Origin of the sequence: Agrobacterium sp. DE0009 (assembly GCF_007680755.1) — a bacterium.
In the GTDB taxonomy this organism is placed as follows: Bacteria; Pseudomonadota; Alphaproteobacteria; order Rhizobiales; family Rhizobiaceae; genus Agrobacterium; species Agrobacterium tumefaciens_B.
In genome coordinates, this window is the sequence record NZ_VEIU01000001.1 from 664,038 (window position 1) to 686,943 (window position 22,906).

A 22,906-nucleotide genomic window follows, 5' to 3' on the forward strand; every position below is an offset into this window, starting at 1 on the left:
GTGACGCTTTGCACGAGAGATCCGCGCCGAGTTGCCTCCTTAACAGGCACTCTCATTCGCTAGCAGAGAGAGGTCACGCACCAAGATGACCCGCGTGGCGGCCGCGACATTCAATCAAAAACGGGGATAATTCTCGGCAGGTCATCGAGGCTCACGCCGAACCACCAGCTTCCACCGTACCAGATCCCGCAGATCACGGCCGAAATGAGGGTCGTCCACAAGACGATCCGTCCGCCCCTGAAGCTGGATGGGGCGCTGGCAACCGTGCCCAGCGCCACGTCGCCGTCATCGTCCTGGGTGCGCAGACCAATCGGCAAGACGATGAAAAGCACCGTCCACCAGACGATGAAATAAACGGCGAAGAGCGAAAGAAGCGGCATGTGATCCTCCTGCACAATGCGCCCTTGTATCGCATTCATCCGCAAACCGGAATCACTTCTCTGCAAGAAGCGCAAAAAGCCTCGGAAGGACGACCAGAACCGCGCTTTGAGCAGGTACCGTGAGGTCGCTCACGAAGGCGGAGGACCTTTCCTCCGTCATGCCGGACTTGATCCGGCATCCAGCTACGGCGCGTCTGCGCCGTGAGACGAGTCTTTACGCGATCAAGGACTTGATCGCGCTGGACCCGGATCTAATCCGGGGTGACGGAGAGCGGATAATACTATCGCCCGAAAGCTCCTGCTTCCCGGCTTACACCTTCGTCACAAAAACCGTCACGATCGGCTTCTTGCCCCAACTCTGGTTGGCGGCGGCGCGCACCGCGCGGCGCACGGCTTCGCGCAGCAATTCCAGATCTTTGCGGCGGGCGCGCGGAATGCTTTCGACGGCGCCGAGCACAGCGTCATAAAGCGTGTCCTCCATCGCCTCATCCTCGTCATCGAATTCCGGCAGGCCGAAAGGCACGACATCGGGATCGCCGAGGAAGTCATAGCGGCTGTCCAGAACGACATTCACCGAGACATGGCCCGCAAAGGAGAGCTTGCGGCGGTTGCTGATGCCCATCTCGTCCATGTCACCGATGAGATTGCCGTCCTTGAAGACGCGGCCGTGTGGCACGTCATCGATCACTTCGGCAGGACCGGGTGCGAGGCGCAGAACGTTGCCGTTGCGCACCTTCGGCACCTGGGAAATGCCAGCCTGCTCGGCCAGTTCCTTCTGCGCCACCAGATGCGCCGCTTCGCCGTGGACGGGCACGACGATCTGCGGCTTTGTCCATTCATACATCTTCAGAAGCTCGTTACGGCGCGGATGGCCAGAGACGTGTACCAGCGCCTCATTGTCGGTGACGATGTGCACGCCCTGTTCGATCAAACCGTTCTTGATATCAATGATCGCCTTTTCGTTGCCTGGGATGGCGCGTGACGAGAACACCACCGTATCACCGGACGCGAGCGCCACATTGCGCATCTCATCCCGGGAAAGCTTGGCGAGCGCTGCACGCGGTTCGCCCTGCGAGCCGGTCAGGATTAGCACCACGCGATCACGCGGAATATAGCCGAATTCATCTTCAGCGAGGAACGGCTTGATGCCTCCCATGATGCCGAGATCCTGCGAAACGTTGACGACACGCTTCAGAGACGAGCCGAGCAGCAGCACTTCACGACCGGCAGCCTCAGCCGCCTGCGCGATCGAGCGGATGCGCCCGACATTGGAGGAGAAGGTGGTAACGGCCACGCGTCCCTCGGCATTTTCGATGATCTGGCGCAGGCCTTCCGAAACCTCATGCTCGGAAGGCGACACGCCGTCGCGCACGGAGTTGGTGCTGTCGCACATCAGTGCCAGAACGCCCTCTTCACCGATGGCGCGGAACCGGGCTTCATCCGTCAACGGCCCAAGTGACGGCGCTTCGTCGATCTTCCAGTCACCGGTGTGGATGACATTGCCGAGCGGCGTGCGGATGACCAGTGACATCGGCTCGGGAATGGAGTGGTTGACGCCAACGGCTTCAATTTCGAAGGGGCCGACATTGATGCGGTCGCCCGCCTTGAACGGTGTGATCGGAATTTCGGCGCGGGTGCCTTCATAAGCGCGCTTCGCCTCCAGCATGCCGGCGGTGAAGGCCGAGGCATAGACCGGCACATTAAGGCCGGGCCAGAGATCGTTCAGCGCACCATAGTGGTCCTCGTGGGCGTGGGTGATGATGATGCCCTTGAGGTTTTTCTTCTGCGCCTCGATATAGCTGATATCGGGCAGGACCAGATCGACGCCCGGCAAATCCAAGCCGGCGAAGGTCACCCCGCAATCGACCATGATCCATTCGCGCTTGCTCGCCGGCCCGTAGCCGTAAAGCGCCAGATTCATCCCGATTTCACCCACGCCGCCAAGCGGCACAAAAACCAGTTCGTCCTGTTGAGCCATTGTTTTTCTTATCCATTCACAAAACGCGCGCCGGACGGCATCACGCCGCGCCATGCCGCTGCTATCAGCATCGGACCTGTTGAACTATCTGATCGACCGGGCCGATGCGGAGCCGGTTTGTCGCCCTGCATTTCATGAGCCGCAGGAAAGCTCCAACCTCTGGGATAGGGTTCGGCGCGGATTTTTTTCCCGCACCGTTCGCCTCATCCGAAAAAGACGTCGCCGGCGGCGATGGAGCGTCTTGCGCCCTCGTCCACATCCAGCAGCAGATAACCATTATCATCAATTCCGACAAAACGCCCACCGATCGAACGATCAGGGAAATTGACGGTGATATGTTCGCCAATGCCGCAGGCCGCTGCCCGCCAGCTGGCGATGATGCCGGATACGCCCCTGCCCTCGTCCCATTCGCGCAGAACCTCGGTCGTCTCACGGAAGAGATGGGCGAACAGTTCCTCGGGCGAGCAGGATGCACCATGTTCCGATAGCATCGTGACGGGATAAAGCGGATTGTCGGGCTTATGGGCGATATTGATACCAATGCCGATGACGATGGCGCGCCGCCCGTCAGGCAAAAGCTCCGCTTCCATCAAAATGCCGCAGGTCTTGCGGCGGCCGATCAGCACATCGTTCGGCCATTTGATTTCAAGCGCTTCGCCGCCCGGCGGCAGCACCGCGCGAATGGCGCGATAAACCGCCAGCGCAAAAGCGAGCGGCAGAGAGCCGATGCGCTCCATCGGCGCGGGATCGATCAGAAGAAGAGAAGCGTAGAGATTGCCGGGCTCTGAGACCCAGGGCCGGCCTCGGCGGCCCCGGCCGCCGGTCTGGCGGACGGCGGTAACCCACAGGTTGCCGCCATCCCCCGCCCGTGCCCGGGCGAAACATTCCAGATTGGTCGATGGCGTTTCCGACATCGCCTCGTGCCTGATATCATCGATGGACATCCGGCCCGTATGCCTTCGTGTACTGCTCAAAAGAAGGTCTTTGCCGCAGCAGTAACCGCGTTGCCAAGCGCACCGCCGAAGACGATGAAGGCGACGGTAAAGAGAGCCGAAAGCGCGTAAACCACCTTCAATTCGCCCGACGGACGCTCGAACTTGTCCTTGGCTTCATCGAACCACATGACCTTGACGACGCGGATGTAATAGTAAGCGCCGACAACCGAGCCGATCACACCGATGATGGCGAGCGGATAAAGCTTCGCTTCGATGGCGGCGAGGAACACGTAGTACTTGCCGAAGAAGCCGGCGAGCGGCGGAATGCCAGCGAGCGAGAACATCAGAATCGTCAGCACAACCGCCATGAAGGGATTGGAAGACGAAAGACCGGCGAGATCTTCGACATTCTCGACATTGCCGATTTCCTTGCGGCGCATGGCGAGGATGCAGGCGAAGGTGCCAAGAGTCATGACCATGTAGACGGCCATGTACAGGATAACGCCAGCAACACCCGCCTGCGTGCCAGCAGCAAGGCCGACCAGCGCATAACCCATATGACCGATGGAGGAATAGGCCATCAGGCGCTTGATGTTCTTCTGGCCGATTGCGGCAAACGAACCAAGCAGCATGGACGCGATGGAGATGAAGACGACGATCTGCTGCCAGTCGGCGAAGACGGGCTGGAACGCTTCGATGACAATGCGAACGAGGATCGCCATGGCGCCGATCTTCGGCGCGGCCGAGAGGAAGGCCGTGACCGGGGTCGGAGCGCCTTCATAAACGTCCGGCGTCCACATGTGGAACGGAACGGCGGAAATCTTGAACGCAAGACCGGCCAGCACGAAAACCAGACCGAAAACGAGGCCGAGCGAACGGGTTTCCGAGGCCAGTACCTGGGCGATTTCGGTAAAGCCGGTATTCCCGGTGAAACCGTAGACCAACGACATGCCGTAAAGCAGCATGCCCGAGGACAGTGCGCCGAGAACGAAATACTTCAGGCCGGCTTCCGTGGAGCGCAGGCTTTCGCGGTTGATGGCGCAGACGACGTAGAGCGCCAACGACTGCAGTTCCAGCGCCATGTAGAGCGAGATCAGGTTATTGGCCGAGATCATCAGCAGGATGCCAAGCGTCGCGAGAACCAGCAGCACCGGATATTCGAAACGGCCGATCGGCTCGAAGCGCCCTTGGCCGACGGCAAGGATCATGGCGGTGATGGAGCCGATCAGCGCCAGCACCTTCATGAAGTTACCGAAGGCATCGGCGATGTAGACACCGCCGAAAGCCACGCCCGATGCGGGGGTAAAGATGATCCAGAGACCGACGACGAGCAGGAGGGCAACGGCAAGGCCGGTGACCGTCGTTGTCGACTTGTCGCCCGAGAAGACGCCAATCATGAGCAGCGCCAGCGCGCCGACCGCAAGGATCAGCTCGGGCGTCGCAATGTGCAGACTGGCAAAAAGGATTTCAGCGGTCATGTCCAACGGGTCCTGTCGTCAATTCATAGAGAGCGCAACATTTTGCGCCGCCTGCAGTGCAGCCGAATAGTTGTTTACCAGAAGATCGACCGATGCGGCTGTCGCATCGAACACCGGTGCCGGATAGACACCGAAGAAGATCGTCAGCACGACCAGCGGATAAAGGATGACCTTCTCGCGGGTCGACAGATCGAGCAGGCTCTTCAGGCTTTCCTTCTCAAGCGCGCCGAAGATCACGCGGCGGTAAAGCCACAGCGCATAGGCGGCCGAGAGGATGACGCCGGTGGCGGCAAAGAGTGCGACCAGCGTGTTGGCGCGGAAGACACCGATGAGCGTGAGGAATTCACCGATGAAGCCGGAGGTGCCGGGCAGACCGACATTGGCCATGGTGAAGATCATGAAGGCCACGGCATATTTCGGCATGTTGTTGACGAGGCCGCCATAGGCCGCGATTTCGCGGGTATGGAGACGGTCGTAAACGACGCCGACGCAGAGGAAGAGCGCGCCCGACACGATACCGTGCGACAGCATCTGGAAGATTGCGCCCTGCACGCCCTGAACGTTGGCGGCGAAGATGCCCATGGTGACGTAACCCATGTGAGCAACGGAGGAATAGGCGATCAGCTTCTTGATGTCGTCCTGCATCATCGCCACCAGCGAGGTGTAGATGATGGCGAGAACCGACAGCGTGAAGACGAAGGGTGCGAAATAATCCGACGCTAAGGGGAACATCGACAGCGAGAAGCGGATGAAACCGTAACCGCCGAGCTTCAGCATGACGCCAGCCAGAATGACCGAACCTGCGGTCGGGGCCTGAACGTGGGCATCCGGCAGCCAGGTGTGCACCGGCCACATCGGCATTTTGACCGAGAAGGCGGCGAAACAAGCAAGCCACAGCCAGGTCTGCATGCCAGCCGGGAAGCCGTATTTCAGCAGTTCCGTCATATCGGTCGTGCCGGCCTGCCAATACATGGCCATGATGGCGAGCATGGTCAGAACCGAGCCGAGCAGCGTGTAGAGGAAGAACTTGTAGGACGCGTAAACGCGATCCTTGCCGCCCCAGACACCGATGATGATGAACATCGGAATCAGCGTCGCTTCGAAGAAGACGTAGAAGAGAACCGTATCCAGCGCCACGAAAACGCCGATCATGACGACTTCCAGCAGCAGGAAGGCGATCATGTATTCCTTGATGCGCTTTTCGATCGAATCCCAGCTTGCCAGCACGCAGAACGGCATGAGGAAAGTGGTGAGGATAACGAACAGCATGGAGATGCCGTCGACGCCAAGATGATAGGCGGCGATGTTACCGAACCACTGATGCTTCTCGACCATCTGGAAGCCGGGGTTCGAATTGTCGAAACCTATCCAGATGAACAGCGACACGATGAAGGTGAAGACCGTCGTCAGCAGCGAGACGTTGAGAATGTTGCGGCGACCATAGGGGCCGTTCTCATTCGTCAGAAGCAGGAGCACCACGCCGACGAGCGGCAGAAAGGTGACCGTTGAAAGAATGGGCCAATCGGTCATCAGAGGGCACTCCCGAGCATCATCCAGGTGACAAGCGCCGCGATGCCGATCAGCATCGCAAAGGCATAGTGATAGAGGTAACCGGATTGCAGACGGACCATGCGGTTGGTCACGTCAACCACACGCGCTGCAATGCCGTTCGGTCCATAGTGGTCGATGACGGCGACGTCGCCCTTCTTCCACAGGAAGCGGCCGAGCGCCTTTGCGGAACGAACGAAGAGGAAGTCATAGAGTTCGTCGAAATACCACTTGTTGAGAAGGAACTGGTAGAGACCACGATGGGTCTCGGCCAGACGCTTCGGCGTCTCCGGCGACTTGATGTACATGTACCATGCGGTCACGAAACCAAGCGCCATAGCGACGAACGGGCTCCACTTCACCCACAGCGGAACGTGGTGGAACTCTTCGAGGATCTCGTTTTCCGGGAGCGTAAAGAGAGCGCCCTTCCAGAATTCGGCATATTCGTGGCCGAAGAAATAACCTTCGAAGGCGACACCGGCGAAGATCGCACCAACGGTGAGGATGAAGAGCGGGATCAGCATGACCATCGGCGATTCATGCACATGGTGCATGACGTCGGCGGAAGCGCGCGGCTTGCCGAAGAAGGTCATGAAGGCCAGACGCCAGGAGTAGAAGCTGGTGAACAGCGCGGCGATAACCAGCAGCGTGAAGGCGAAACCGGACAGAACCGAATGCGAGGCATAAGCGGATTCGATGATGACGTCCTTGGAGAAGAAGCCGGCAAAACCGATCATCGTGCCCGGAATACCGACGCCGGTCAGTGCCAGCGTGCCGACAGTCATCGTCCAGAAGGTGATGGGGATATGCTTGCGCAGACCGCCCATGTAACGCATGTCCTGCTCGCCATCGACGGCATGGATGACCGAGCCGGCGCACAAGAACAGGAGAGCCTTGAAGAAGGCGTGCGTGAAGAGGTGGAACACAGCGGCACCATAAGCACCGACGCCAAGCGCCACGAACATGTAACCGAGCTGCGAGCAGGTCGAATAGGCGATAACGCGCTTGATGTCGTTCTGTACGAGGCCGACGGTTGCCGCGAAGAAAGCGGTGATCGCGCCGATCAGCGTTACGACGGTGAGCGCATCATGCGACAGTTCGAACAGCGGCGACATGCGGGCGACGAGGAAGACGCCGGCGGTGACCATGGTTGCGGCGTGAATGAGGGCAGACACCGGTGTCGGGCCTTCCATCGCGTCCGGCAGCCAGGTGTGCAGCAGGAACTGCGCCGACTTACCCATGGCGCCCATGAAGAGCAGCAGGCAGACGCCTGTCATCGCATTGGCCTTATCCAGATGCATGCCGAACAGGTTGATGACGGTTTCCGTCGAGGCAGCGCCTTCGGCCGGCAGATAGGTTGCCGCAGCCGCGAAGATCGTTTCGAAATTGATCGAGCCGAACAGCACGAACACGCCACCAATGCCGAGAATGAAGCCGAAGTCACCGACGCGGTTGACGATGAAGGCCTTCATGGCGGCAGCCGATGCGGACGGCTTCTTGAACCAGAAGCCGATCAGAAGATAGGACGCCAGACCCACGCCTTCCCAGCCGAAGAACATCTGCAGCAGGTTGTCCGAGGTCACCAGCATCAGCATGGCGAAGGTGAAGAGCGACAGATAGGCAAAGAAGCGCGGACGATGCGGATCGTGGTGCATGTATCCGATCGAATACAGGTGCACGAGGGTCGAGACGGTGTTGACGACGACGAACATGACGGCCGTCAGCGTATCGATGCGGAACGCCCATTCGACATCGATGCCGCCGGACTGGATCCAGCGCAGCACGGTGACCTTGATCACCTCGCCCGGCTCGCCATGGGCAAGCGCGACGTTGAAGAACACGATCCACGACAGGATGGCGACCACGATCATCAGACCGGTGGTGACATATTCCGAAGCCTTGGCGCCGATGGACCGGCCGAACAGGCCGGCGATCAGGAAGCCGATCAGTGGAAGAAAGACGATAGCCTTGTAGATCATAGCCTTATCAGCCCTTCATCATATTGACGTCTTCGACGGCGATCGATCCGCGGTTGCGGTAGAAGACAACGAGTATTGCAAGACCAATGGCCGCTTCGGCAGCAGCAACGGTCAGGATGAACAATGCGAAGACCTGGCCGACGATATCGTTCAGGAACGACGAAAACGCCACCATGTTAAGGTTGACCGCAAGCAGGATAAGCTCGATCGACATGAGGATGACGATGACGTTCTTCCGGTTGAGGAAGATGCCGAAGACGCCGATCGTGAAGAGGATGGCGCTGACCGTCAGGTAGTGGGAAAGACCGATTTCCATATTCTTTTTCCTTGGATCCGTTCGCCTTCAGATGCCCTGGCCCGGCTTGACCTTGACCGTGGTAACGGCGGTCTTCGGGTCGCGACCAACCTGCGTGGAGATGTCCTGTCGCTTGATGTCGGTGCGATGACGCAGCGTCAGCACGATGGCGCCGATCATGGCCACCAGCAGCACGAGACCGGCGAGCTGGAAGAAGTAGACGTAATTGGTATAGAGCACGTCACCGAGTGCCGCCGTATTGGTGCGTTCGGCCACAGGCGGGATGGGCATGGTGATGGACTTTGCCGCGATCGGGTTCAGCATGCTGCCACCAACCACAACGATCAGTTCCGCCGCCAGGATGACGCCGATCAGTGCGCCAACAGGAGCATATTGCAGCACACCGGAGCGCAGTTCGGCGAAATCCACGTCCAGCATCATGACGACAAAGAGGAACAGCACCGCCACCGCGCCGACATAAACCACCAGCAGGATCATGGCGAGGAACTCGGCCCCCGTCAGCAGGAACAGCGCGGCTGCGTTGAAAAAGGTCAAAATCAGGAAGAGCACCGAATGAACGGGGTTCTTCGAGGCGATGACCATGAACGCAGACGCCACGGCGACGAAAGCGAATATATAAAAGAATACAGCGTGCAGACCCATCTTGGTGCCTTCTTGTCCTCATCGGGAGAAGAGGGCTTAACGCCCCCTCGCCCGTTTCGTCCCCGCCGGCGAAAACCGCGCAGGCATTTTACTTTTCATCGCTCTCCGGGATTGCCCCCGGAAAGACGGTTGCACCTTAACGGTAAGGTGCATCCAGTGCGAGGTTGCGCGCGATTTCACGCTCCCAGCGGTCGCCATTGTCGAGAAGCTTCTGCTTGTCGAAATAAAGCTCTTCGCGGGTTTCCGTCGCGAATTCGAAGTTCGGGCCCTCGACGATGGCATCGACCGGGCAGGCTTCCTGGCAGAAGCCGCAATAGATGCACTTCACCATGTCGATATCGTAACGAACCGTGCGGCGCGTGCCGTCGTTGCGACGCGGGCCGGCTTCGATGGTGATCGCCTGAGCAGGACAGATCGCTTCACACAGCTTGCAGGCGATGCAGCGTTCTTCCCCGTTCGGATAACGGCGCAGCGCATGTTCGCCACGGAAGCGCGGCGAGACCGGACCCTTTTCGAAAGGATAATTGATCGTCGCCTTCTGCTTGAAGAAGTGACGCATCGTCAGGAAGATCGCGCCGACGAATTCCTTGAGGAACAGCGAGTTGACGGCTTGGGAGAGGCTTGCCATCTCAGTCTCCAGATCTTTGAGCGAGGAGTTTGGACATCAACCGGCCCACCCCGTCAGCTTCAATACGAATGCAACGATAACGACCATGGCGAGCGACAGCGGCAGGAAAACCTTCCAGCCAAGGCGCATGAGCTGGTCGTAACGGTAACGCGGAACGAAGGCCTTGGTGAGCGCGATCATGAAGAAGACCATGCAACCCTTCAGCGCGAACCAGATGATACCAGGCACCCAGTTCAGGAACCATACATCCACGATCGGCAGCCAGCCGCCAAGGAAGAGAATGGTGGTGAGGCAGCAGATCAGCACGATTGCGGCATATTCACCGAGCATGAACATCATGTAGGGCGTGGAGCCATATTCCACCATGTGACCGGCAACCAGTTCCGATTCCGCTTCCGGAAGGTCGAAGGGAGGACGGTTGGTTTCGGCAAGGCCCGAGATGAAGAACACGATGAACATCGGGAACAGCGACAGCCAGTGCCAGTCAAGGAACGAGGCGGGCAGGCCGAGCATGGTGCCGAGGCCGGTACGCTGCGCCAGAACGATATCCGTAAGATTCAGCGAGCCGACGCAGAGCAGAACGGTGACGATAACGAGACCGATCGAGACTTCGTAAGACACCATCTGCGCGGCAGAACGCAACGCGCCAAGGAAAGGATATTTCGAGTTCGAAGCCCAGCCACCCATGATGATGCCATACACTTCAAGCGACGAGATCGCGAAGATGTAGAGAATGCCGACATTGATATTGGCGACAACCCAGCCATCCGCAAAAGGAATGACCGCGTAGGTGGCAAGCGCCAGCGTCACGGCAACAAGCGGCGCCAGAAGAAAGACCGCCTTGTTCGCGCCGGCTGGAATGACGGGCTCTTTCAGGATGAACTTCAGAAGGTCGGCGAAGGACTGGAACAGACCAAACGGACCAACGACGTTCGGACCACGGCGCAGCTGAACCGCCGCCCAGACCTTACGGTCGGCAAGAAGCAGAAACGCGATCGACACCAGAAGAACGACAAGAAGCAGCAGGGACTGGCCGACCATGATCAGCGCGGGCCAGACGTAGCTCCAGAAAAACGATTCCATAATCCCCTACCCTTACTCTGCCGCAGCCTGGAAATTGTTGCGGGCCAATGCGGAGCACTCGGCCATGACGGCAGAGGCGCGCGCAATCGGGTTCGTCAAATAAAAGTCTTTTACCGGCGAAGCAAACGCCGACTTCACGAACGAGCCGGATTTAGCAGCCAGAGCCTCGATATCGGAAGCCTTGCCGGCAACGATCTCGTCGGTTTCCGCCAGATGCGGATGCGCGACGTAGAGTTGGCCGCGCAGTGCAGACAGCGAATCGAAGGGCAGTTTCTTGCCGAGGACGTCGGACAGCGCACGCAGGATCGCCCAGTCTTCACGGGCCTCGCCCGGTGCGAAGCCGGCACGGTTGCCAACCTGCACACGGCCTTCGGTGTTGACCCATATACCGGATTTTTCGGTATAGGCCGCACCCGGAAGGATAACGTCGGCATTCATCGCGCCTTGATCGCCATGGCTGCCGATATAGACGGTGAACTTCGCGCCCTTGTTCGACAGGTCGAGTTCATCGGCGCCGAGCAGGAAGAGAACATCCATTGAGGCGACCATGTCGGCTGCGGCAACACCGCCCTCGCCCGGCACGAAGCCGATATCGAGACCGCCAACGCGGGCAGCGGCAGTGTGCAGCACCGAGAAGCCGTTCCACTCTTCGGTGACAGCGCCGACCGAGGTCGCGAGCTTGGCAGCAGCCGCAAGAACGGCAGCGCCATCAGCGCGGGACAAAGCGCCCTGACCAACGATGATCAGCGGATTCTTGGCAGACTTCAGCTTCTCGATGAAGCTGTGCGAACCATTGGCCAGATCGGAGAGCGTTTCAGCACCCGAACCGAGATATTCGTAATTGTAACGCAGCTCACCGGCTTCGCCGATCACACCGATCGGGAAGCCGCCACGACGCCAGCGCTTGCGAATGCGGGCGTTGAGGACAGCCGCTTCGTAACGCGGGTTGGAACCAACGATCAGCAAGGCGTCGGCCTGTTCGATACCTTCGATGGTGGTATTGAACAGATAGCTGGCGCGGCCGAGCGACGGGTCAAGCGCTGCACCGTCCTGGCGGCAATCCACATTGGCCGAGCCGAGCGAAGCGAGAAGCGACTTCAGCGCGAACATTTCTTCGACGGACGACAAATCGCCGGCGATCGCACCGATCTTGTTGCCGGACGTTGCGGCAACAGCCTGCTTGATCGCGCCGAATGCTTCGCCCCAGGTTGCGGGCTGAAGGCGACCATCCTTGCGGACGTAAGGCCGGTCAAGGCGCTGCGTCTTCAGGCCGTCCCAGATGAAGCGGCTCTTGTCGGAGATCCACTCTTCGTTGATCGCCTCGTTGACACGCGGCATGACGCGCATGACTTCGCGGCCGCGGGTATCGACGCGGATGGCCGAACCGAGAGCGTCCATCACGTCGATGGTTTCGGTCTTGTTCAGTTCCCACGGGCGGGCGGTGAAGGCGAAGGGCTTGGAGGTGAGCGCGCCGACCGGGCAGAGATCAACGACGTTGCCCTGAAGCTCTGATGTCATCGCCTGCTCGAGATAGGTGGTGATTTCGGCATCTTCGCCACGGCCGATGAGGCCGAGTTCGGCAATGCCGGCCACTTCCGTGGTGAAACGGACGCAGCGTGTGCAGTGGATGCAACGGTTCATGACCGTCTTGACGAGCGGCCCGATATATTTGTCTTCGACCGCGCGTTTGTTTTCCGCGTAACGCGAACCAGCGATACCGAAGGCCATCGCCTGGTCCTGCAGGTCGCATTCGCCGCCCTGGTCGCAGATCGGGCAATCCAGCGGGTGGTTGATGAGCAGGAATTCCATCACGCCTTCGCGGGCCTTCTTGACCATCGGCGTGTTGGTGAAGACCTCAGGCAATTCGCCGTTCGGGCCGCCGCGAACATCGCGCACGCCCATGGCGCAGGAAGCGGCCGGCTTAGGCGGTCCGCCCTTCACCTCGATGAGACACATGCGGCAGTTACCCGCGACCGACAAGCGCTCATGAAAACAAAAGCGCGGAACTTCGGCGCCAGCCTCCTCACACGCCTGCAACAGCGTGAAATGATCCGGAACCTCGATCTCTTTACCGTCAACCTTGAGCTTTGCCATGGTCCTACTTACGTCCTGTTGCCTGTTCGTCCCGTGTCTCACACGGTCCGCAACAAATCCTTAATCGCACCCGGCAATTAACAGCCAGGCGCTTCATGGTGTCGCGAGACCGGAAATTCTCCGGCTTCGCCCGAAGCCTCAACGCTTATTCAGCGGCTTCCAGAACAGCGCCATCATCCATGGCCCTGTAGGTATATTGGTCGATGCGCTTTTCGATTTCCGGACGGAAATTGCGGATCAGCGCCTGTACCGGCCATGCGGCAGCATCGCCGAGCGCGCAGATGGTGTGGCCTTCGATCTGTTTCGTCACTTCGAACAGCATGTCGATCTCGCGCTTCTGCGCATTGCCCTTGACCATACGCTCCAGCACGCGCCACATCCAGCCCGTGCCTTCGCGGCATGGCGTGCACTGGCCGCAGCTTTCGTGCTTGAAGAAGGCCGCGATGCGGGCAATCGCCTTGATGACGTCGGTGGACTTGTCCATGACGATCATGCCGCCGGTGCCGAAGGAAGACTTCACTTCGCGCATGCCGTCGAAGTCCATGATCGCGTCCTTCATGTCCTCACCGCGCACGATGGGGCAGGATGCGCCGCCGGGGATGACGCCAAGCAGATTGTCCCAGCCGCCACGGATGCCACCGCAGTGGTGTTCAATCAGTTCGCGGAAGGACAGACCGAGCGCGTCTTCGAACGTGCAGGGACGCTCAACATGGCCGGAGACCATGAACAGCTTGGTGCCGACGTTGTTCGGACGGCCAATCGACGAGAACCAGGCCGCGCCGCGACGCAGAATGGTCGGCGCAACGGCGATGGACTCAACGTTGTTGACGGTCGTGGGGCAACCATAAAGGCCCATATTAGCCGGGAACGGCGGCTTGAGGCGCGGCTGGCCCTTCTTGCCTTCGAGGCTTTCAAGCAATGCCGTCTCTTCGCCGCAGATATAGGCACCTGCACCGTGATGGACGTAGATGTCGAAATCCCAGCCGTTCTTGTTGTTCCCGCCTAGCAGGCCTGCATCGTAGCATTCATCGATGGCTGCCTGAAGCGCTTCGCGCTCGCGCATATATTCGCCACGAACATAGATGTAAGCCGTATGCGCACCCATGGCGAAACCAGCGATCACGCAGCCTTCGATCAGAGTGTGCGGATCGTTGCGCAGGATTTCGCGGTCCTTGCAGGTGCCGGGCTCGGATTCGTCGGCATTGACGACGAGGTAATGCGGGCGGCCGTCGTTTTCCTTCGGCATGAACGACCACTTGAGACCCGTCGGGAAGCCAGCGCCGCCGCGACCGCGAAGGCCGGACGCTTTCATCTCATTGATGATCCAGTCCCGGCCCTTTTCGATGATCTGCTTGGTGCCATCCCAGTGGCCGCGCGCCAGCACGCCCTTCAGGGACTTGTCCTTGAGGCCGTAGAGATTGGTAAAGATGCGATCCTGATCTTTCAACATGGTTCAACCTCTCACTGCGACTTCTTGCCGGCGTCTTCGGTCTCGGCAGCCTTGGCGTTTTCAGCGGCAGCCTTCGGCGCCGTTGCCGGTGTCTTCAGCTTCGGATCGGTTTCCGGCGCGTCGGTCTTCGGCTTGGCAGCATTGGACGGCGGCGTCTGGGCGGCGTCGGCTGCAGGCTCTGCGGGCTTATCGAGGTTGGAACGATCCGGCTTGATCTCTTCCGTCAACGTCGTCAGGCCGCCAACGGGCACGGACTGATGACGGTCGATCTGCGGACCGGTCTTGACGGTGTCGCCCTTGCCTGCCTCGAACGTGTCGATGATCTCTTCCAGACGCTCCGGCGTCAGGTCTTCATAGGCATCCTTGAAGATGATGACCATCGGCGCGTTGACGCAGGCGCCCTGACATTCCACTTCTTCCCAGGAAAGCGTGCCGCTTTCGTTGGTGTGCAACGGATCGTGGTGGATCTTCTTGCGGCAGACATCCATCAGCGCTTCGGAGCCACGCAGCATGCAGGGCGTGGTGCCGCAAACCTGAACGTGAGCACGCGTGCCGACAGGCTTCAGCTGGAACTGCGTATAGAAGGTCGCCACTTCCAGGACACGGATATAGGCCATATCAAGCATGTCTGCGATTTTTTCGATGGCGGCGCGGGTAACCCAGCCGTCCTGCTCCTGCGCACGCATGAGCAGGGGGATAACGGCAGATTGCTGACGTCCCTCGGGATATTTCTTGATCGTCTTCTCAGCCCATGCGGTGTTTTCCGCATTGAAGGCAAATGCCACGGGCTGGAACTGATCTTCGGCTAGTCGACGAACGGACATACTTCCTCACGCCTTTTCAGTTTAACGTCTCACACCGCGATCTCGCCACCGTGACGAATTCGCAGGCATAAGCCGCCTTGTCTTTTTGCATGAACACGATGAACTTGCTGCCATTGGGAACCGAGGCCTTGATCTCGTATCCCGACGACAGAAGCTGCTTGATGGTCGAAGAGCCGCCGCTCGACAGCGCAACAGCACCCTCGTCCGTTGCCGTCTGGGCAAGAACGGGTGCCGTCATCGCTGCGAGAAAAGCCGGAATGGCCAGCGGCAAACGCATCAGCGGTCGACCTCCCCGAACACGATGTCGAGAGAGCCGAGCACGGCTGTAACGTCGGCAAGCTGATGGCCCTTGCACAGGAAGTCCATCGCCTGAAGATGGGCGTAGCCCGGCGCGCGGATCTTGCAGCGGTAGGGCTTGTTGGAACCATCGGCAACCACATAGACGCCGAACTCGCCCTTCGGCGCCTCGACGGCGGCGTAAACTTCGCCGGCAGGAACGTGGTAACCTTCGGTATAGAGCTTGAAGTGGTGGATCAGCGCTTCCATCGAACGCTTCATCTCACCACGCTTGGGCGGAACCACCTTGCCATCGAGCGAGGAGACCGGGCCGATGCGATGCTTGCCGGACAGAAGCTCAACGCACTGCTTCATGATCTTCACGGATTCGCGCATTTCCTGCATGCGGATCAGATAACGATCGTAGCAGTCGCCGTTTTTGCCGACCGGAATGTCGAATTCGAGATCGGAGTAGCACTCATAGGGCTGCGCCCGGCGCAGGTCCCAGGCAGCGCCCGAGCCGCGAACCATGACGCCCGTAAAGCCCCATGCAAAAGCGTCCTCAAGCGAGACGACGCCGATATCGACGTTACGCTGCTTGTAGATACGGTTATCCGTCAGGAGGCCCTCGATATTGTCGAGGACGGTGATGAAGGGATCGCACCACTTGCCGATGTCGTCGACCAGTTCCGGCGGCAGGTCCTGGTGAACACCGCCCGGGCGGAAATAGGCCGAGTGCATGCGCGCGCCACAGGCCCGCTCATAAAACACCATCAGCTTTTCACGCTCTTCAAAGCCCCAGACCGGCGGCGTCATCGCGCCCACGTCCATGGCCTGCGTGGTCACGTTCATGATGTGCGACAGGATGCGGCCGATTTCCGAATAGAGAACGCGGATCAGCTGGCCGCGCATCGGGATTTCCAGGCCCAGCAGCTTTTCGACGGCAAGCGCGAAAGCGTGTTCCTGGTTCATCGGCGCGACGTAATCGAGGCGGTCGAAATAGGGTACGGCCTGCAGGTAGGTCTTGGTCTCGATCAGCTTTTCGGTGCCGCGATGCAGCAGACCGATATGGGGATCGACGCGCTCGACGATTTCACCGTCCAGTTCGAGAACCAGACGCAGCACGCCGTGCGCGGACGGATGTTCCGGACCGAAGTTGATCGTGAAGTTGCGGACGTTATGCTCAGTCATTCTAGTGCTCCGCCGAGGTGATCATGGCGATGAATTCGGGGCCGGTCATGTTCTGCGTGGTCTCGGCGAATGAATAGTTCGAAGGCTTTTCATCCGTGAAAATCTGCGACGCGAACGTGAAACTGGACGGGTTGTCAAAAGCCTGCAGCGACACGGCGAAATGCTTGCCGTCCTTCGAACGCCACATCAGCGTGCTGCCGCAGTTCGTGCAGAAGCAACGCTCGCCCCATTCCGAGGACGAAAAGACGCCGAGATGCTCGTCGTTCTGGAAGGACACGCCAGCGCATTCCACAGCCATGAACGTACCGCCCGACCAGCGGCGGCACATGGAGCAATGGCAAACGCCGAATTCGCGGGCGCCCACTTCGGCTTCAAAGCCGACGGCGCCGCAAAGACATTGCCCATGCTCTGTCGCGGAGACCTGGCTCATTGCTTGGCCTTTTCGTCGCCGGGAAGAACGTACTCGGTCCCTTCCCAAGGGGAAAGGAAATCGAAGTTACGGAATTCCTGCTTCAGTTCGACCGGTTCGTAAAGAACCCGTTTCAGAACGTCATCGTAACGCACTTCCACAAAGCCGGTAACCGGAAAATCCTTGCGCAGCGGATGGCCTTCAAAGCCGTAATCGGTGAGGATGCGGCGCAGATCCTTATGGCCCTCGAAAGGAATGCCATACATGTCCCAGGCTTCACGCTCGAACCACTCTGCACCCATGTAAACGGATGTGGCAGACGGCACGCCCTCGTCTTCTTCCACCTGCAGCTTGACGCGCACGCGCAGGTTCTGGCGCGGCGACAGCAGATGATAGACGACATCGAAGCGCTTTTCGCGCTGCGGCCAGTCAACGCCGCAGATATCAATGATATTGACGAACCCGCATTGAACGTCATCACGCAGGAAGGTCAAAAGCGCGATCACGTTATCAGGCGTCGTATTCAGCGTCAGTTCGCCATAGGCGATATCAGCCGACACGACGAGTGAACCGCGCGCTTCCTTGACGTAAGCAGCAAGATCGTTGAGAGCTTCGCTCATTCCAAAATCGTCCTTTGCCCTTAGCGCTCGATCGTACCGGTACGGCGGATTTTCTTCTGCAGCAGAAGCACGCCGTAGAGCAGCGCTTCCGCCGTGGGGGGACAGCCCGGAACGTAAATATCCACCGGGACGACGCGGTCGCATCCACGCACAACGGCGTAGGAATAGTGGTAATATCCGCCGCCATTGGCGCAGGAACCCATGGAGATGACGTAACGTGGCTCCGGCATCTGGTCATAGACCTTGCGCAGAGCGGGCGCCATCTTGTTCGTCAAGGTACCGGCCACGATCATCACGTCCGACTGGCGCGGTGAGGCGCGCGGGGCAACGCCAAAGCGCTCCATGTCGTAACGCGGGCCTGAGGCCTGCATCAGGCCTTCAACGGCGCAACAGGCAAGACCGAACTGCATCCACATCAGCGAACCGGTACGGGCCCAGGTGATCAGTTCGTCGGTAGAGGTAACGAGAAAGCCCTTGTCGGCGAGCTCGTCATTGATCTCAGTGAAGTAGGCATCGTTGCTGCCAACCGGCTTGCCGGTCGAGGGATCAATGATCCCCTTCGGCTGCGGTGCAACGAGCGTGGTGTTGTTCTGGCTCATACCCATTCCAGCGCTCCCTTCTTCCACTCATAGATAAAGCCGATGGTCAGGACGAGAAGGAACACCATCATCGACCAGAAACCGAACCAGCCCATCTCACCGAAAGACACCGCCCATGGGAACAGGAAAGCGACTTCCAGGTCAAAGATGATGAACAGAATCGAAACCAGATAAAAGCGGATGTCGAACTTCATGCGGGCGTCGTCGAAGGCGTTGAAACCGCACTCGAAAGCAGACAGCTTTTCCGGGTCCGGCGCCTTGTAGGCAACAGCAAATGGCGCAATCAGAAGCGCCAGGCCGATGACGAGAGCGATACCGATGAAGATTGCGATCGGAATGTAGGAACTGAGGAGTTCAGTCATGGTCTCTTCCTTGCCCGGCCGGGTGCCGGGCCTGCCTTTGTGACCTTGAGTCTCAAAAAGCGGACAATATGTTGCAACGCCAAAGTGGTTAGCGCAGCCGCGCCCTCTCTGCAAGAGTTTAGGCACCTTTTCAAGACACCTGCCGCATTCATTGGCAACAATATTGCCGGAATTGACGCAATTTTGGGCCACAATTCCGGCCTAAGCCACTCAAATACAATAATAATCGATTGAACGACGCAGCCGCAAAAAAGTCACACGAATTTTACGTCAAAACAGCGGCGAAGTGACGGTTTGCGAGAATCGAAACTTGACTTAAAAACGCAGGAAAAATCATGGCCGAAAAGGCTGAAACCAGTGGAACGGATGGTGCGATTGACGCGCTTTCGGCGAGCGCGCTCGACATGATCTGGAGAAGCATTTCAGGAAAGAAATGGCGCGAGTGACGGGGCTCGAACCCGCGACCTCCGGCGTGACAGGCCGGCACTCTAACCGACTGAGCTACACCCGCGCACCACAGACATTCATCTGCGTTTTCCGAGGAACAGGATGGCGCGAGTGACGGGGCTCGAACCCGCGACCTCCGGCGTGACAGGCCGGCACTCTAACCGACTGAGCTACACCCGCAACTCCTGACGACAGGAGCTTGTCCCGCCGCTCGAACCAGCCTCGGCTGTTCGATGAGCGGCTAACTACGGCGTTCGTGCGGGGGTGTCAAGCAGGTTTCACGACAAAAGAATAAGCTTGTTCATTTTGATCGGGAAAAACCGTGACGCCATTAAGGAGGATGGCCGCTAACGCCGTGATTTCCCGGGTTTTCCCAACGAAAACAAAAAACTTGTCCACAGTCAGCCATATCATCAAGCGGGCTTCCGGAGTGCGACGGGGACCTCGCGGATTTCATGTTTCCCCTAAAAAGCCCGCAGTTGCCGGGTTTTCTCCCCTGCCCTGCGATGACGAAAAAAGCCGTGGCGAAAAAAAACGAAAAAACTTCACAAAAGCCCTTGCGGTTTTTTTCCGATCCGAATACATCACGGCCACCGACGCGGCGGACACGATCCGAGACACGCGAAGGGCGATTAGCTCAGTTGGTAGAGCGCCTCGTTTACACCGAGGATGTCGGGAGTTCGAGTCTCTCATCGCCCACCATTTTCCTGATCTGTTCAGATATATGCATGTGTGGCGGCGTCTTCGCTTTAGCTGGGCGGTTGATTGCACGCACAGGCCATCCGGCTTTCCAACGATCTTAACTCGATGCCCTCGCGCCTCTGAGGAAGCTTCCGCACGAGTGATCTATCCCAGAGTGATACGCCTGCCCCACATTCCGACAGGCTCACGGGATCTCTGTATCACTCCGTAACACCCGGAAAAATAACGAGATTTAGACTTTTTAAATAGATTTCAGGCATGCTTGGCTCACCGTTTCATGATGAGCGGTTGAACTGATGGATGAAACCATGTCGATCGACGCGTTTGTTACACTCGCGCTTATTGCGCTGCCTGTTTATATTTTTTTCCGCTGGGTCCAGCAGGACTCAGAGAAACCAGATAGTATAAAGAGCAAAAATTCCATGGGGCGATGATCGGTTACGATCCTTCCGCAGCACCTCGCTGGACGCCGACGGACGACCATCTAAATTCCGATTCCCAAACTGCACCCCGATATTGTCGGCACGCGTGGCGCGGCATCGGCAGGCGGATCGTTCTGACGCTGTTCCCCACAAGACGGAAAAGCCGGGCTCTGCCCGGCTTTTCTTTATGCACTTGGTGATTGGGCAATCAGTTGATCGCCTTCATCTCCACCTTGAAGAAAAGCGTCTCGCCTGAGGAATCATCGACACCGTCATTGTCTGTCACGGCATAGGCCGTTCCCGCCTTGTCGAAGGTGAAGCCTTCCAGCTTGTCGACGATATAGCCGTTAGTCTGGCCCTTGAGGTCAGGCAGGAAGTCGTGGGCTTCCTGCTTGGCGACAAGCGGCAGCTCGCCACCGATTTTGCCAGGCTTCAGGTCGGCGATCGCGACGCGGTAGAGCTTCTTGATCTTGGCCTTGTCGCCGATCTGGTTGTCGCGCTCGATGATGTAGACATATTCACCCTGCACGGTGATTTCAGACAAGCCAACCCAGCCTGCCTCGGTCTTGTCGAGCGGATAACGCACGGCGCCCCACTCCTTGGACTTCGGATTATAGGAGACGAGCTTCACGAAGCCCTTCTCGTCCGTGCCCCATTCGCGCTGCACGGCCATCCACAGCGTGGCGTCATCGCCCTTGCCGACCATGGTCACGCCTTCGAAACCGAAGCGGGTATCGCCGATGAGCAGTTCCTTCGGCAAGGCGATCTCGGCCTTGATCTCACCCTTGGCGTTGACGTTGTAGAGCGCGTGCGGAACAAGTTTGGCGCTGTCGCCTTCCGAGGCCAGCCAGAATCCGCCCTTGCCATCCAGCGCGATGCCTTCGATATCGAGTTTCTGCGCGGCAATGCCGTCGCGCTTGACACGCAGCACGCTGCTGATGGTGGCAGGCTTCTTCGTCGCGTCGATGGTGTAGATCGACGGCTGGTTGCCATAGACTGAGTCGGAGACGGCATAGAGAATGCCAGGCTTTTCGGCATCGCCAACCAGACCCGAAAGAGCACCCCAACCGATCGGCGCCCCATCGACGGTGGCGGATACCAGCTGCGGATAGGCCGGCGCGCCTTCGGCACGTTCATAGATCATGACATGCGAGCGGGCGCCGCCATCCTCGACCAGATCAGCCTCGTTGGCCGTGACGAAAAGGTTGCGCGCGGGAATGGCGACGGCACCCTCCGGCGAAATGCCCGAAGGCAGGAGCTGCGTCAACTGCGGCTCTGCGCCGGTATCCTTGTAAACAGCGGCGATGGAGGCGCGCTCGGCAAGCACGAAAAAGTACTTCTGACCATCAAGGGTCGCCGTTTCGAGGCCTTCCGGCTCAATGCCCTTGGCCTTGGAGCGTTTTTCCGGATAGTGGCCAATGGCGACAACCGCGTGCTCGAGCGAAGCGCCGGCTTCGTAACGGAGCTTGCCAGTCTTGTCGAAAATGGTGAAGCCGCGTGCACCGCCCTGCCAGTCGCCCTCGTTGGCTATGACGATACGGTCATTGTCCAGCCACTTGACCGCATCCGGCTCGCGCTTGCGGCCTTCCTGCTTGTCCGTGAATTTCAGTTGACCATCGGTCTTGGTGTCGATGCCTTCCAGATCGACGGTGCCGGCAGAGAAATGCGTCTTCACCGCGCCTGTCTTGCCGTCGATAATGACGATATGGTTGTTTTCCTGGAGCGTCAGCGCAATCTCGCCATTGGCATTGATCGAGACAAATTCAGGCTCCGGATCCTCAGGCGAAATTTCGGCGAGACCGGTAACGTCGATCTTCTTCAGGCTCGCGCAATCGGCCACGCCGTCTTTCAGGCCAACCGTTACCAGGTAACCGGGCGGCATCTGCGGCAGCGCGCCCTCGTTCACCTCTTCGTCGCGCTCGTTTTCGATGGCAATCGCCGCGAAGGTCCTGTCCGGGGAAACCGCGACGGAATCGGGCTGGCCGCCGAGATCGCAGCTTACTTCGACCTTCTTGGTGGCGATATCGACCGTCACCAGCTTTCCCGACGGGTTGGCGCGGTTTTCCGAGGTATTCACGCCGGCCAGAACCTTGAGACCGGCCACGGCAACGGAGGTCGGCTCACCTTCCAGCAATAATGCCCCGCCGGCCTTAGGGGCTTTCGCATCGGTGATGTCGATGAAACCAATGCCTCCGAGCGGGCTGTCCGAATAGATCAGCGTCTTGCCGTCTTCACTGGCGGTGATGATTTCAGCCGAGGTGACGGACTTCGTGTCCTTGTCAGCAGGCAGGTTCTTCGCAACGGGAAACGATGCGATGCGGTTAAAGACCGGCTCGGCCGCCGCCGGGAAGGCAGCGGACGTAAGCAGCGCCGCGCTCAAAGCCATATGAGAAAATCGGAACGCCATTGTAATCCCCCTTGGATCCAGAAACACCCCAAGGCTTCTGCGTCAAAGACATGACAGTGGCATGACACCCGACGCCGGGAATCAAAAAGCCCGGCCTTGGAGACCGGGCTTTTTTTGTTTCTGCGTCCATTCCGCT

Annotated in this window: 21 protein-coding genes and 3 tRNA genes; 1 reads left to right on the top strand and 23 read right to left on the bottom strand. The window is 59.0% G+C overall.

Translation table 11 applies throughout. The annotated features are described in order from the left end of the window. Positions 1 to 110 precede the first annotated feature (110 nt). From FS804_RS03355 to FS804_RS24885, 22 genes are all read right to left on the bottom strand, one after another. Positions 111 to 380 carry a DUF1467 family protein gene (locus FS804_RS03355; protein WP_063951189.1) on the bottom strand — a complete coding sequence of 90 codons (270 nt, stop codon included), beginning with the start codon at positions 378 to 380 and terminating at the stop codon, positions 111 to 113. A gap of 310 nt (positions 381 to 690) precedes the next feature. Further along, positions 691 to 2,358: a ribonuclease J gene (locus FS804_RS03360; protein WP_144574702.1), complete on the bottom strand. Its 1,668-nt coding sequence runs from the start codon at positions 2,356 to 2,358 to the stop codon at positions 691 to 693. A gap of 203 nt (positions 2,359 to 2,561) precedes the next feature. Next, a complete protein-coding gene (locus tag FS804_RS03365) occupies positions 2,562 to 3,302 on the bottom strand; it encodes a biotin--[acetyl-CoA-carboxylase] ligase (RefSeq protein ID WP_063951191.1) in 741 nt (246 codons plus the stop codon). 26 nt (positions 3,303 to 3,328) lie between these two features. Next, the gene (nuoN, locus tag FS804_RS03370) at positions 3,329 to 4,771 is read right to left on the bottom strand and encodes an NADH-quinone oxidoreductase subunit NuoN (RefSeq protein WP_144574705.1); all 1,443 of its coding nucleotides are present in this window, start codon (positions 4,769 to 4,771) and stop codon (positions 3,329 to 3,331) included. A gap of 18 nt (positions 4,772 to 4,789) precedes the next feature. Then, positions 4,790 to 6,301, bottom strand: a complete 1,512-nt coding sequence (locus FS804_RS03375) for an NADH-quinone oxidoreductase subunit M (RefSeq protein WP_063951192.1) — start codon at positions 6,299 to 6,301, stop codon at positions 4,790 to 4,792. Continuing rightward, a complete protein-coding gene (nuoL, locus tag FS804_RS03380) occupies positions 6,301 to 8,298 on the bottom strand; it encodes an NADH-quinone oxidoreductase subunit L (protein ID WP_144574708.1) in 1,998 nt (665 codons plus the stop codon). The genes FS804_RS03375 and nuoL overlap by 1 nt, the downstream gene beginning before the upstream one ends. 7 nt (positions 8,299 to 8,305) lie before the next feature. Continuing rightward, positions 8,306 to 8,614: an NADH-quinone oxidoreductase subunit NuoK gene (gene nuoK, locus FS804_RS03385; protein ID WP_138795558.1), complete on the bottom strand. Its 309-nt coding sequence runs from the start codon at positions 8,612 to 8,614 to the stop codon at positions 8,306 to 8,308. A 27-nt stretch (positions 8,615 to 8,641) separates the two neighbouring features. Continuing rightward, on the bottom strand, positions 8,642 to 9,256 hold the full coding sequence (locus tag FS804_RS03390; RefSeq protein WP_063951195.1) for an NADH-quinone oxidoreductase subunit J: 615 nt from the start codon (positions 9,254 to 9,256) through the stop codon (positions 8,642 to 8,644). 136 nt (positions 9,257 to 9,392) lie between these two features. After that, the gene (gene nuoI / locus FS804_RS03395) at positions 9,393 to 9,884 is read right to left on the bottom strand and encodes an NADH-quinone oxidoreductase subunit NuoI (RefSeq protein ID WP_004441327.1); all 492 of its coding nucleotides are present in this window, start codon (positions 9,882 to 9,884) and stop codon (positions 9,393 to 9,395) included. 36 nt (positions 9,885 to 9,920) lie between these two features. Beyond that, positions 9,921 to 10,967, bottom strand: coding sequence for an NADH-quinone oxidoreductase subunit NuoH (gene nuoH, locus FS804_RS03400; RefSeq protein ID WP_063951196.1), 1,047 nt, complete (start codon positions 10,965 to 10,967; stop codon positions 9,921 to 9,923). A 12-nt stretch (positions 10,968 to 10,979) separates the two neighbouring features. Beyond that, the gene (nuoG, locus tag FS804_RS03405; RefSeq protein ID WP_144574711.1) at positions 10,980 to 13,061 is read right to left on the bottom strand and encodes an NADH-quinone oxidoreductase subunit NuoG; all 2,082 of its coding nucleotides are present in this window, start codon (positions 13,059 to 13,061) and stop codon (positions 10,980 to 10,982) included. A 145-nt stretch (positions 13,062 to 13,206) separates the two neighbouring features. Next, positions 13,207 to 14,511: an NADH-quinone oxidoreductase subunit NuoF gene (gene nuoF, locus FS804_RS03410; RefSeq protein ID WP_004441321.1), complete on the bottom strand. Its 1,305-nt coding sequence runs from the start codon at positions 14,509 to 14,511 to the stop codon at positions 13,207 to 13,209. An 11-nt stretch (positions 14,512 to 14,522) separates the two neighbouring features. After that, positions 14,523 to 15,335, bottom strand: a complete 813-nt coding sequence (gene nuoE / locus FS804_RS03415) for an NADH-quinone oxidoreductase subunit NuoE (RefSeq protein WP_063951198.1) — start codon at positions 15,333 to 15,335, stop codon at positions 14,523 to 14,525. A gap of 16 nt (positions 15,336 to 15,351) precedes the next feature. Continuing rightward, positions 15,352 to 15,612 (bottom strand): hypothetical protein, encoded by a 261-nt coding sequence (locus FS804_RS03420; RefSeq protein WP_006697991.1) that lies wholly within the window; start codon positions 15,610 to 15,612, stop codon positions 15,352 to 15,354. Next, positions 15,612 to 16,802: an NADH-quinone oxidoreductase subunit D gene (locus FS804_RS03425; RefSeq protein ID WP_063951200.1), complete on the bottom strand. Its 1,191-nt coding sequence runs from the start codon at positions 16,800 to 16,802 to the stop codon at positions 15,612 to 15,614. The genes FS804_RS03420 and FS804_RS03425 overlap by 1 nt, the downstream gene beginning before the upstream one ends. Position 16,803: 1 nt before the next feature. Continuing rightward, positions 16,804 to 17,232: a GFA family protein gene (locus tag FS804_RS03430; RefSeq protein ID WP_063951201.1), complete on the bottom strand. Its 429-nt coding sequence runs from the start codon at positions 17,230 to 17,232 to the stop codon at positions 16,804 to 16,806. Further along, complete coding sequence (locus tag FS804_RS03435) at positions 17,229 to 17,831, bottom strand: NADH-quinone oxidoreductase subunit C (protein ID WP_063951202.1); 603 nt, start codon at positions 17,829 to 17,831, stop codon at positions 17,229 to 17,231. Before FS804_RS03435 ends, FS804_RS03430 begins: the two co-directional genes overlap by 4 nt. Positions 17,832 to 17,851: 20 nt before the next feature. After that, a complete protein-coding gene (locus FS804_RS03440; RefSeq protein ID WP_003521524.1) occupies positions 17,852 to 18,436 on the bottom strand; it encodes an NADH-quinone oxidoreductase subunit B family protein in 585 nt (194 codons plus the stop codon). Then, the gene (locus tag FS804_RS03445) at positions 18,427 to 18,792 is read right to left on the bottom strand and encodes an NADH-quinone oxidoreductase subunit A (protein ID WP_144574714.1); all 366 of its coding nucleotides are present in this window, start codon (positions 18,790 to 18,792) and stop codon (positions 18,427 to 18,429) included. The genes FS804_RS03440 and FS804_RS03445 overlap by 10 nt, the downstream gene beginning before the upstream one ends. 434 nt (positions 18,793 to 19,226) lie before the next feature. Beyond that, positions 19,227 to 19,303 (bottom strand) — tRNA-Asp (locus FS804_RS03450). A 39-nt stretch (positions 19,304 to 19,342) separates the two neighbouring features. Beyond that, positions 19,343 to 19,419 (bottom strand) — tRNA-Asp (locus tag FS804_RS03455). Between the two features lie 87 nt (positions 19,420 to 19,506). Next, a complete protein-coding gene (locus tag FS804_RS24885) occupies positions 19,507 to 19,653 on the bottom strand; it encodes a hypothetical protein (RefSeq protein ID WP_186376746.1) in 147 nt (48 codons plus the stop codon). A 212-nt stretch (positions 19,654 to 19,865) separates the two neighbouring features. On the opposite strand from FS804_RS24885, the gene FS804_RS03460 reads away from it, so the two are divergent. Further along, a tRNA-Val gene (locus tag FS804_RS03460) sits at positions 19,866 to 19,941 on the top strand. Positions 19,942 to 20,571: 630 nt separating this feature from the next. Here the strand turns inward: FS804_RS03460 and FS804_RS03465 are convergent. Next, positions 20,572 to 22,770, bottom strand: coding sequence for an esterase-like activity of phytase family protein (locus FS804_RS03465; protein WP_144574716.1), 2,199 nt, complete (start codon positions 22,768 to 22,770; stop codon positions 20,572 to 20,574). Positions 22,771 to 22,906 lie beyond the last annotated feature (136 nt).